General features: G+C 70.9%; 9 protein-coding genes. All 9 read right to left on the reverse strand.

Going from position 1 to position 10,111, the window contains the following annotated elements; all coding sequences use genetic code 11:
• Positions 1-26: 26 nt before the first annotated feature.
• The 9 genes from xerD to SOM19_RS11370 are packed head-to-tail and all read right to left on the reverse strand — an operon-like array spanning position 27 to position 9,977.
• Positions 27-971 (reverse strand): site-specific tyrosine recombinase XerD, encoded by a 945-nt coding sequence (gene xerD, locus SOM19_RS11330; RefSeq protein ID WP_320486620.1) that lies wholly within the window; start codon positions 969-971, stop codon positions 27-29.
• 1 nt (position 972) lies between these two features.
• Positions 973-1,572 carry an NUDIX hydrolase gene (locus SOM19_RS11335; protein WP_320486621.1) on the reverse strand — a complete coding sequence of 200 codons (600 nt, stop codon included), beginning with the start codon at positions 1,570-1,572 and terminating at the stop codon, positions 973-975.
• A complete protein-coding gene (gene pyrG, locus SOM19_RS11340) occupies positions 1,565-3,262 on the reverse strand; it encodes a CTP synthase (protein ID WP_320486715.1) in 1,698 nt (565 codons plus the stop codon). Before pyrG ends, SOM19_RS11335 begins: the two co-directional genes overlap by 8 nt.
• 14 nt (positions 3,263-3,276) lie before the next feature.
• Positions 3,277-4,971: a DNA repair protein RecN gene (gene recN / locus SOM19_RS11345; protein ID WP_320486622.1), complete on the reverse strand. Its 1,695-nt coding sequence runs from the start codon at positions 4,969-4,971 to the stop codon at positions 3,277-3,279.
• A complete protein-coding gene (locus tag SOM19_RS11350; protein ID WP_320486623.1) occupies positions 4,968-5,912 on the reverse strand; it encodes an NAD kinase in 945 nt (314 codons plus the stop codon). Before SOM19_RS11350 ends, recN begins: the two co-directional genes overlap by 4 nt.
• Positions 5,909-6,709, reverse strand: coding sequence for a TlyA family RNA methyltransferase (locus tag SOM19_RS11355; RefSeq protein ID WP_320486624.1), 801 nt, complete (start codon positions 6,707-6,709; stop codon positions 5,909-5,911). Before SOM19_RS11355 ends, SOM19_RS11350 begins: the two co-directional genes overlap by 4 nt.
• On the reverse strand, positions 6,706-6,870 hold the full coding sequence (locus SOM19_RS11360; protein ID WP_320486625.1) for a phage tail protein: 165 nt from the start codon (positions 6,868-6,870) through the stop codon (positions 6,706-6,708). Before SOM19_RS11360 ends, SOM19_RS11355 begins: the two co-directional genes overlap by 4 nt.
• 39 nt (positions 6,871-6,909) lie before the next feature.
• Positions 6,910-7,947, reverse strand: a complete 1,038-nt coding sequence (locus tag SOM19_RS11365) for an HAD-IIA family hydrolase (protein WP_320486626.1) — start codon at positions 7,945-7,947, stop codon at positions 6,910-6,912.
• Positions 7,947-9,977 (reverse strand): primosomal protein, encoded by a 2,031-nt coding sequence (locus SOM19_RS11370; protein ID WP_320486627.1) that lies wholly within the window; start codon positions 9,975-9,977, stop codon positions 7,947-7,949. The genes SOM19_RS11365 and SOM19_RS11370 overlap by 1 nt, the downstream gene beginning before the upstream one ends.
• Positions 9,978-10,111 lie beyond the last annotated feature (134 nt).

A 10,111-nucleotide genomic window follows, 5' to 3' on the forward strand; every position in this document is an offset into this window, starting at 1 on the left:
CACGCGCGGGCCCGACTCCCGGGAGGTCAGCGGGCGCGCGGGTGCGAGGTCGCGTAGACGTCGCGCAGCGCGTCCACCGATACGTAGGTGTAGATCTGGGTGGTGGCCACGGATGCGTGGCCCAGCAGCTCCTGCACGACCCGCACATCCGCGCCGCCCTGCAGCAGATGCGTGGCGAACGAGTGCCGCAGCGTGTGCGGCGACACGTGCGCCGTGAGCTTCGCACGCTCCGCCGCCCCGTGGATGACGAGCCAGGCGCTCTGCCTCGACAGCGGGGCGCCGCGGGCGCCGAGGAACAGCCGCGGGGTCGCCCGGCCACGCCGCGACAGCTCGGGGCGAGCGCGCGTGACGTAGGCGTCGATCGCGGACCGCGCGTACGAGCCGACGGGCACGATTCTCTCCTTCGAGCCCTTCCCACGAACCCGCAGCACGTCGCCGTGCGCGAGGTCGTCGACGTCGAGCTGCACGATCTCGGAGACGCGCGCACCGGTGGCGTACAGGAGCTCGAGGAGGGCGCGGTCGCGGAGCCCGAGCAGGTCTCCCGGGGCCGCTCCCCCGGCAGTGTCGGCGCCCGTCGACGGAGCCGGGCCTGCGGCATCCAGCAGCGCCTCGACCTGGTCGATGGTGAGAGCCTTCGGCAGCCGGCGCGGCTGCTTGGGCGGACGCAGGCGCGACGACGGGTCGGTGGACTCGATGCCCTCCCGCGTGAGGAAGCGATGCAGCCCCCTCACCGACGACTGGAGACGGGCGAGAGAGGATGCCGCAACCGGCGGCTGGGCCGCGGCCCGCTCCGCGGCGAACTCGGCGACGAGCTCGGTCGTCACTTCCCCCGAGTCCTCGACCCCGCGGTCGGAGAGCCACCCGACGTAGCCCGCGAGATCGCGCCGGTATGCCGCGACGGTGTTCTCCGACAGGCCGCGCTCGATCGAGATGTGCCGCAGGTACGCGTCCACCGCCCGGTCGAGCCGCATGTCAGTTCCCGGCGGCCCCCGCCGCGCGCAGCCGCTCGGCGGCCGCCAGCACGCCCACGGCGAGGATGCCGTTGCGCAGCCGCCCCGCGAGAACGCCGGCGACGACCTCGGCCAGCGGCACCCACTCCACGCGGATGTCGGCCTCCTCGTCCTCGCGCGGGTGCGCGGCGCCGACCGGCAACAGCCCGCGGGCGAGGAAGAGGTGGACGATCTCGTCGTTGCCGCCCGGCGTCGTGAAGATGCTCACGAGGGGCTCCCACGACTCAGCGCGGAGGTCCGCCTCCTCGGCCAGCTCGCGACGGGCGGTCTCGGCCGGCGGCTCGCCCTCGACATCGAGCAGCCCCGCGGGGATCTCCCAGTCGCGGTGGCGGATCGGATGGCGGTACTGCTGGATCAGCAGCACCCTGTCCTCGTCGTCGATCGCCACGATCGCGGCGGCTCCCGGGTGCGCGACGTACTGCCGCACGATCTCGCTGCCGTTGTACGCGAAGGTATCGCTGCGCACGTCCCACACGCGACCCTCGTAGACGAGGTCGCTGTCTGCGACCTCGACGTCGACGGGCTCGTCGACGAGAGCGGAGACCGCGTGCGGCTCAGTCATTCTCGACGTCGAAGAGCTCGCTGGCGCTGTGACGCTCGAGCGCCGCCCCGACCAGACCGCGGAACAGCGGGTTCGCGTCGGTCGGGCGCGAGCGCAGCTCGGGGTGGGCCTGGGTCGCGATGTAGTACGGGTGGACGTCCCGCGGCAGCTCGACGTACTCGACGAGGTTGCGGTCGGGCGAGAGGCCCGAGAATACGAGTCCGGCCGCGGCGATCTGGTCGCGGTAGCGGTTGTTCACCTCGTAGCGGTGGCGGTGACGCTCGGAGGCGCGGGTCGAGCCGTACACCTCGGCGGCGATGGACCCCTCGACGAGATCTGCCGGGTACAGGCCCAGCCGCATCGTGCCGCCCAGGTCGCCGCTCTCGATGATGTCGACCTGCTCCTCCATCGTGGCGATGACCGGCGCCGTGGTGTCGGGGTCGAACTCGCTCGAGGAGGCGTCCTCGATGCCGGCGATGTGCCGGGCGTACTCGATCACGATGCACTGCAGGCCGAGGCAGATGCCCAGCGTGGGGATGCCCTGCTCGCGCGCGAACTTCAGCGCGCCGATCTTGCCTTCGATGCCGCGGATGCCGAAACCGCCGGGGATCACGATCCCGTCGATCGCACCGAGCGCCTTCTCGGCGCCCTCGGGCGTCTCGCACTCGTCGGACGGGATCCACTTGATCTTGACGTGGGTCTCCTGCGCGAACCCGCCGGCCTTGAGCGCCTCGGTGACCGAGAGGTAGGCATCCGGCAGATCGATGTACTTGCCGACGAGCCCGATGGTGACCTCGTGCTTGGGGTTGTGCACCGCCTGGAGCACGCGCTCCCAGCGCGACCAGTCCACGTCCTCGGCCTTGTGCAGGCCGAGCGTGCGCACGATGTACTCGTCGAGCCCCTGCTCGTTCAGCATGGTCGGGATGTCGTAGATGCTCGGCACGTCGACGGCGTTGACGACCGCGGCCTCGTCGACGTCGCACATGAGGGCGATCTTGCGCTTGTTCGCCTCGGTCACGGGCCGGTCGCTGCGCAGCACCAGCGCGTCGGGCTGGATGCCGATCGAGCGCAGCGTCGCGACGGAGTGCTGCGTCGGCTTGGTCTTCTGCTCGCCCGAGGCGCCCATGAACGGCACGAGCGACACGTGCACGAAGAAGACGTTCTGGCGTCCGAGCTCGTGACGGATCTGGCGCGCCGACTCGATGAACGGCTGCGACTCGATGTCGCCGACGGTGCCGCCGATCTCGGTGATGATCACGTCGGGCTTCGGGGTCTCATCGGCCTGCAGCCGCATACGGCGCTTGATCTCGTCGGTGATGTGCGGGATGACCTGCACGGTGTCGCCGAGGTACTCGCCCCGGCGCTCCTTCGCGATCACCTGCGAGTAGATCTGCCCCGTCGTGACGTTCGCGGCCTGGCTCAGCTCGATGTCGAGGAACCGCTCGTAGTGCCCGATGTCGAGGTCGGTCTCGGCGCCGTCGTCGGTGACGAAGACCTCGCCGTGCTGGAACGGGTTCATCGTCCCGGGATCGACGTTCAGGTACGGGTCGAGCTTCTGCATGACGACGTGCAATCCGCGCGCAGTCAGGAGATTCCCGAGGCTGGCAGCGGTGAGCCCCTTGCCCAATGAGGAAACGACACCACCGGTCACGAAGATGTGCTTGGTGGTGTCGTTCGTCGTATCGCCGCGGAAAGAATCAGAAGTCTGCATCACGGGCTTTTATCCTATCCCACGCTTTCGGTGCGCAGGCTCAGCAACTCACGGGCATGGGTCAGTGCAGCGTCGGAGTCGGGCATTCCCGACAGCAATCGCGCCATCTCGGCCTCGCGGTCGGCTCCTTCGAGCCGGCGGACATCGGATGCCGTGACCGAGCCGTCTCCCGCCTTCACCACCGACAGGTGGTTCGTCGCGAAGGCCGCGACCTGCGCGAGGTGGGTGACCGCGATCACCTGTGACGACTGTGCGAGCCGGGCGAGCCGGCGGCCCACCTCGATCGCCGCGGCGCCGCCGATGCCGGCGTCCACCTCGTCGAACACGAACGTGGGAACGGGGTCGACGGCTGCGATGACGACCTCGATCGCGAGCATGACCCGGCTGAGCTCTCCCCCGGAGGCGCCCTTCGACACCGGACGCGGGTCGGCCCCGACGTGCGGTGCGAGCAGGATGGCGACGTCGTCGCGTCCGGCGACCGATTCGGCGCCCGGCGTCACTGCGACCGCCAAGCGGGCATCGGGCATCGCCAGGGCGTGCAGTTCGGTGGTGACCGCGGCGCCGAGGCGCTCGGCCGCCGCGGTGCGGGCCTCGGTGAGCACGGCAGCGGCGTCGTCGAGAGTGGATGCCGCGGCATCCCGTTCCGCGGTGAGACGCTCGATGCGGTCGCCGTCGTCGTCGAGCTCAGCGAGCCGGGCAGAGCCGGTGTCGAGCAGTTCGATCGCGGCGTCGAGCGTGCCGTGCACCCGCACGAGCGCGGACAGCACGGCGCGCCGGTCTTCGACGGCGGCGAGCTCGTGGGGTCCGGACTCGTCGAGGTCGGCGAGGTAGCCGGCCAGCACCGCCGCGAGGTCGGCGGTGCGGTAGCCGAGGTCGGCGAGCTGCGCGGCGACGTCCTCGAGCGCGGGATCGTGTGCCCGCTCGAGCGCCCGGCGCGCCTCGGCGAGGAGGGATCCGGCATCCGGCGCATCGCCTTCACCCGAGAGCAGGTCGTGCGCGTTCGCAGCCGCGAGGCGCAGCTCTTCGGCGTTCGCGAGGCGCTCGGCGCGCACCGTCAGCTCGGCATCCTCGCCCGGCTGCGGCGCTGCCTGCTCGATGTCGGCGAGCTGCTCGCGGAGCTCGTGAGCCTCGCGCGCGCGTCCGTCGCGGTCGTCGGTCAGCGCGGTGAGCTCGGAGTCGATCCGGCGCCACCGTTCGTAGGCGTCGCGGTAGTCCGCGCGGGCCGACTGCACCGGGGCCCCGCCGAAGCGATCGAGGGCGTCGCGCTGCGCCACCGCGCTCCGAAGCCGCAGCTGATCGGACTGGCCGTGCACGACGACCAGGTCGTCGGCGAGATCCGCCAGGACCCCCGCCGGTGCAGCTCGTCCGCCGACCGATGCCCGGCCGCGACCCTCGCTCGAGATCGACCGGCCGACGAACAGCTCGGCGTTGCCGTCGCCGAGGGGCTCGACGTCGCCTCCCGCCTCGCGGACGCGCTCGGCCACGGGGCCGGACTCGGGCACGATCCACACGCCGTCCACGGTCGCCTGCGTCGCGCCGGAGCGCACGGCGCCCGAGTCGGCGCGCTGTCCGAGCAGCAGGCCGAGACCTGTCACCACCATCGTCTTGCCCGCACCGGTCTCGCCGGTGATCGCCGTGAAGCCCGGACCGATCGACAGCGTCGCTTCGGCGATCACCCCGAGGTCGCGCAGGCGCATCTCCTCGATCACAGCGGCAGCCCCGTGATGGCCGCGGGACCGCGCCATCCCTCGACCGGCAGCCGGAACTTGCGCACGAGGCGATCGGTGAAGGCCGCCGGGTGCAGACGCGCCAGGCGTACCGGGCGATCGGAACGCCGCACCACCACGCGCGCGCCGGGAGGCAGGTCGTGTGAGCGCCGGCCATCGCACCACAGGATGCCCGTGCCGTTCGTGCGCTCGAGCACCTCGATCGCGACCGCGTGCTGGGGTCCGACCACCAGCGGCTTGGCGAACAGGGCGTGCGCCGAGAGTGGCACGACCGAGATCGCCTCGACGGTCGGCCAGATCACCGGTCCGCCGGCCGAGAAGTTGTAGGCGGTCGACCCGGTCGGAGTCGAGACGACCACGCCGTCGCACCCGAAGGTCGACAGCGGTCTGCCGTCGACCTCGATGACGACTTCGAGCATCCGCTCGCGACTGGCCTTCTCGACGGTGGCCTCGTTCAGCGCCCAGGTCTCGAAGATGACCGAATCGGCGGAGTCCTTGACCCGCACGGAGAGTGCGAGGCGCTCCTCGACGTCGTAGTCGCGCTCGATCGCACGGCGGACCGCGTCGTCCATGTCGTCGCGCTCGATCTCGGCGAGGAATCCGACGTGGCCCATGTTGATCCCGAGGACCGGGGCCGTTCCGTCACGGACCAGCTCGGCCGCGCGGAGGATCGTTCCGTCGCCGCCGAGCACGATCGCGAGATCGATGTCTTTCAGAGGGACGTCCTCGCCGAGGGCGGGGACGTTCCCGAGCGACGGTCGCACCGCCGCGAGCTCGACGCGGTCGTCGGGTGCGAGCACCGGCTGCGCACCGCCCGCGCGCAGGGCCGCCACGACCCGCTCCGCGGCGAACACGGTGTCTTCACGATGCGCGTGGGCGACGACCAGGATGCTGCGCTCGGCGCGCGCGTCGGTATCAGTCATCGGCTCCCCGCCAGTCGATTCACGGTGCTCAACCATTCTGTCGGATTGCTTCCCCGGCCCGGCGCGAGATGGGCGATGTACTCGGAATTCCCGTGCGTCCCGAGGATCGGGGAGGAGACGACGCCGAGGGTGCCGAAGCCGGCATCCCAGGCGGACCACAGCACGCCGGCGACCGCGTCGGCGCGGAGGCCGGGGTTCGTCACCAGCCCGCCCTTGACCGCCGTGCGCCCGACCTCGAACTGCGGCTTCACGAGCAGCACCAGGTCGGCGTCCTCGGCCGCGACCGCGCGGACGGCCGGCAGCACGTGCGCGAGCGAGATGAAGGAGAGGTCGCCGGTGATGACCGACGGGGCTGCGGATATCCCGCTGGCCTCGGCCAGCGACTCCGGGGTCATGTGCCGGACGTTGAACCCCTCGATCGAGATCACCGCCGGGTCGCCGGCGACGGATGCCGCGAGCTGCCCGTGCCCCACGTCGACCGCGATCACCGGCTCGGCGCCGCGCTCTCGCAGCACCTGGGTGAACCCTCCGGTGGACGCGCCCATGTCGAGCGCAAGGCGCCCGCTCACATCGACCGCGAAGGCATCGAGGCCGGCGACCAGCTTGTGCGCGGCACGGCTGACGTAGTGGTCGGCACCGGCGACCTCGAGCACGGCTGAGTCGGCGACCGCGGTGGAGGCCTTCACGACGGGCTCGCCGTCGACGGTCACGAGTCCCTCCGCGATGAGTGTGGCGGCGTGGGTGCGGGAGCGCGCGAGTCCTCGAGCTGCGAGCGCGGCGTCGAGACGCGACGTCATGAGGCCGAGGCAGTGCCGGGGGCGGCCTCGAGGCGTCGAGCGAGCGTGTCGTGGAGCGCGTCGTACGCCTCGGCACGGGTGGCGAGGGGCTGCGCTTCGATCACCTCGAGCGTCGACAGCAGATCGCCCGGATCGGACTCGTGCTCGAAGGGCTGGACCATGCCCCCAGGATACGGGGAACCTCCCCGGTCACCGCGCGATCAGGGCCGGTGGAACGGATCCGCGTAGAGGCGCTCGGGAACCCGGAAGCCGTAGATCGCCCGGCCCGTCGACCAGATCGCCGCGGCGCCGGCTCGCACCAGGTCGATGGGCCGGTCGCCTTCCGACACGATGCGCACGTCCGCCCCGTCGATCACGACGGTCGCGCCGCGGACGCTTGCGCCGCCATCCACGAGACGAACCTCGGGGTACGGCTCGTGCAGCTCGCGCAGGTCGCCCAGGATGAACGTCGGCTGCGACCCCGCGGGTGCGGCAAGCAGGTGCTTGGGCCGGTCGATCCCGGTGAAGACGAGCGCGGATGCGATCCCGGCGCGGTTGGCGCCCAGGATGTCGGTGTCGAGTCGATCACCGAGGAACAGCGGATGCCGCGCCCCGAACCGAGCGACAGCCTCTTCGAAGATCGGCACCTCGGGCTTGCCCGCCACGGTCGCCAAGCGGCCGATCGCGGTGTGCACCGCGGAGACCAGGGTGCCGTTGCCCGGCGCGATGCCACGGGCCTGCGGGATCGTCCAGTCGGTGTTGGTGGCGATCCAGGGGATTCCGCCCTCCTCCTCCGGGACCTTGAGCGCGAACGCGGCCTCGGCGAGCTGGGTCCAGCCGACCTCGGGCGCGAAGCCCTGCACCACGGCGGCCGGGGCATCCTCTGCGCTGCGCGTCATGACGAAGCCGGCCTTCGCGACCTCGTCGACGAGTCCTTCCCCGCCCACGACCAGCACTGTCGATCCGGGCGCGATGCGCTGAGCAAGAAGGCGCATGGCCGCCTGCGGGCTGGTGACGACTTCGTCCGGCGCGGTCGGCAGGCCGAGATCGGCCAGGTGCGCGGCCACCGAGGCGTCGGTGCGGGACGCATTGTTGGTGATGTACGCGAGAGCGCGGCCCGTGCGAGCACGGTTCAGGCTGTCGACCGCGTAGGGCAGCGCACCGGCACCCGCATAGACGACGCCGTCGAGATCGGCCAGCACGACATCCACGCCGTCGAGCGGGCCGGCCGTCTCCGGCCGGCGACCGAACAGCGGCATCAGCGGCCGGAGCCTTCCTCGTCGCCGTGCTGGTCGTCGTCGGTGTCGACGCCGGCCTCGAGCAGGATTTCGGCGACTTCGTCCTCGATGGACGGCTGCGGGTCGTCCGCGGTCGCGGCCGTGGACGGGGCATCCTCGACCGCAGGAGCGTCGGGCTCGGCGTCGACGTCGGCCTCGATCGGGACGAGATCGTCGACGGCGGGCTCGTCCGAGGACTCCTCGTCGGAGGACTCCGCGTCGGAGGACCCCTCGTCGGAGGACCCCTCGTCGGAGGACCCCTCGTCGGAGGACCCCTCGTCGGAGAGATCGTCGGCGATCAACTGCTCGCCGTCCGGTTCGTCGCCGTCCTCGGCCTCGGCGTCGTCGAACTCGTCGTCGTCGAGGTCGTCCTCGAGGGCTTCCTCGATGACCTCGTCCACGAACACCGTCTCCAGGTCGCCACCGCCGGTGGCGGCATCGATGGCATCGGCGGCGATGATCGCGCGCTCCTGCCAGCGGGCCGCCTCCTCGGTGCGGCCAAGCTCTTCGAGCACCGTCGCACGAGCAGAGAAGAGCGCGGGGCTCCACTCGAACGCGCGGTGGGGATCGAGTTCGGGGATCTCCAGCTCGAGCAGCGCCCGATCCGGCTCGCCGAGATCGAGGCGGGCGCCCGACATGGCGATCGCCAGCTCGACGCGCACATCGGTGGGAAGCGTGGAGCGGTCGATGCTGCGACCGACCTCGAGTGCGCGGTCGGGGCGTCCGACGCCGCGCTCGCTGTCGACCATGAGGGCGATCTGGTCGTCCTTGCCGGAGATGCGACGGTAGGTGCGCAGCTCGCGGAGCGCCAGGGCGTAGTCGCCGATGGCATACGCGGTGATCGCCAGAGTCTCACGGACGATCGCGATGCGGCCGGCCCGTCGCGACGCCGAGACGGCGTGCTGGTGGGCGAGCACCGGATCCTCGTCGATGAGCTGGGACGCCATCGCGAGGTGACGCGCGACCTGTTCGGCGTTCTCCTTGCTCAGCGTCTTGAGCTCATTGCGTGCGCTGGGGTGCAGGTCGAAGGGCGTGATGTCGTCGGGAAGCACCGGGTCGTCATGGTGCGCCCGGACAGGACGGTTCTCTTCGGGGCGCGAGTCACCGACGGGGCGATCCACTCCCCCGCGCTCCGGTCGATCACTGCGTCCGCTGCCGGCATACGGCCTACGGTCACCGTCACGGCCGGCGTACGGCTTCCGGTCACCGTCGCGGGGAGCGTACGGCTTGCGGTCGCCGTCGCGCTTCTCGTACGGCTTACGGTCACCATCGCGGGGAGCGTACGGCTTGCGGTCGCCGTCGCGCTTCTCGTACGGCTTACGGTCACCATCACGAGGAGCGTACGGCTTCCGCTCACCATCACGACTCGCGTACGGCTTACGGTCACCGTCGCGCTTCTCGTACGGCTTCCGCTCACCATCGCGAGGAGCGTACGGCTTACGGTCACCATCGCGCTTCTCGTACGGCTTCCGCTCGCCATCGCGGGGAGCGTACGGCTTGCGGTCGCCGTCGCGCTTCTCGTACGGCTTCCGCTCGCCATCACGACTCGCGTACGGCTTACGGTCACCGTCGCGCTTCTCGTACGGCTTCCGCTCGCCATCACGACTCGCGTACGGCTTACGGTCACCGTCGCGCTTCTCGTACGGCTTCCGCTCGCCATCGCGAGGAGCGTACGGCTTACGGTCACCATCGCGAGGAGCGTACGGCTTACGGTCACCATCGCGCTTCTCGTACGGCTTCCGCTCGCCATCGCGAGGCACGTACGGCTTCCGGTCACCATCGCCGTTGGCGTACGGACGGTCACCCTCGCGCTTGGCGTACGGCTTGTGATCGCCATCGCGCTTGACGTACGGCTTCTTGTCACCGTCGCGCTTGACATACGGCTTCTTCGCGCCGTCTCGCGGCGGATACGACTTGCGCGCACCGGTGTCGCCGGATCGAGGGGGGCGGTCGCCCGTGCGTCCGCGCGGCTCGCGATCGGCTGCGCTGTCGCGCGGCTCCTGCTCGGCCATCTCTCGAGTCCTTCCCGGTGGCTTCTGTCAGCCTAGTTAACGCGAAATGGCCACCCTGCGTTGGGTGGCCATTTCGGTAATGGAAGTCCGGCGGTGTCCTACTCTCCCACAGGGTCCCCCCTGCAGTACCATCG

The sequence above is a fragment of the Microbacterium sp. CFBP9034 genome (genome assembly GCF_034045255.1).
Classification (GTDB): Bacteria; Actinomycetota; Actinomycetes; order Actinomycetales; family Microbacteriaceae; genus Microbacterium.

Bases quoted from the DNA above. Each gene is read 5' to 3' on its own strand.
- xerD (WP_320486620.1), bottom strand. From the start codon at position 971: ATGCGGCTCGACCGGGCGGTGGACGCGTACCTGCGGCACATCTCGATC.
- SOM19_RS11355 (WP_320486624.1), bottom strand. From the start codon at position 6,709: ATGACGTCGCGTCTCGACGCCGCGCTCGCAGCTCGAGGACTCGCGCGC.
- SOM19_RS11335 (WP_320486621.1), bottom strand. From the start codon at position 1,572: ATGACTGAGCCGCACGCGGTCTCCGCTCTCGTCGACGAGCCCGTCGAC.
- SOM19_RS11360 (WP_320486625.1), bottom strand. From the start codon at position 6,870: ATGGTCCAGCCCTTCGAGCACGAGTCCGATCCGGGCGATCTGCTGTCG.
- SOM19_RS11365 (WP_320486626.1), bottom strand. From the start codon at position 7,947: ATGCCGCTGTTCGGTCGCCGGCCGGAGACGGCCGGCCCGCTCGACGGC.
- SOM19_RS11350 (WP_320486623.1), bottom strand. From the start codon at position 5,912: ATGACTGATACCGACGCGCGCGCCGAGCGCAGCATCCTGGTCGTCGCC.
- SOM19_RS11370 (WP_320486627.1), bottom strand. From the start codon at position 9,977: ATGGCCGAGCAGGAGCCGCGCGACAGCGCAGCCGATCGCGAGCCGCGC.
- pyrG (WP_320486715.1), bottom strand. From the start codon at position 3,262: ATGCAGACTTCTGATTCTTTCCGCGGCGATACGACGAACGACACCACC.